Origin of the sequence: Vibrio sp. 10N.222.49.C9, from assembly GCF_041474985.1 — a bacterium.
Classification (GTDB): Bacteria; Pseudomonadota; Gammaproteobacteria; order Enterobacterales; family Vibrionaceae; genus Vibrio; species Vibrio crassostreae_C.
On the sequence record NZ_JBFRVD010000333.1, the window covers coordinates 1 to 292 of the forward strand.

The window sequence follows — 292 nt, forward strand, 5'->3', positions numbered from 1 at the left end:
CAGGGAGTAACCTGCCGCCTCTAACACTTCAACTGACGAAGGGTGCAGACCTTCAAGTAGCAAGATTTTTATCTTATCTTTGTGTAAAGAGACTCTGGTCATAATAGTTATTCCTTAACATTCGGGTAAATTAATTTCGAAAAGCAAACGTTTTCTAAAAGTGAACTACCCCTAAATTATCAAAAAAAGAACAATTTGGGTAAGAAAATTACAATAAAAAAAAAGCAGACGCTCTTTTGAGCCTCTGCTTTTTTATTTGAATAGCAAAATCAAGTGGTTAGCTATGTATTAA

General features: G+C 33.9%; 1 pseudogene. It reads right to left on the reverse strand.

Going from position 1 to position 292, the window contains the following annotated elements:
• Positions 1 to 102, reverse strand: a pseudogene (locus AB4585_RS23390) (phosphoglycerate dehydrogenase); the annotation flags it as partial.
• Between the last annotated feature and the right edge of the window lie 190 nt (positions 103 to 292).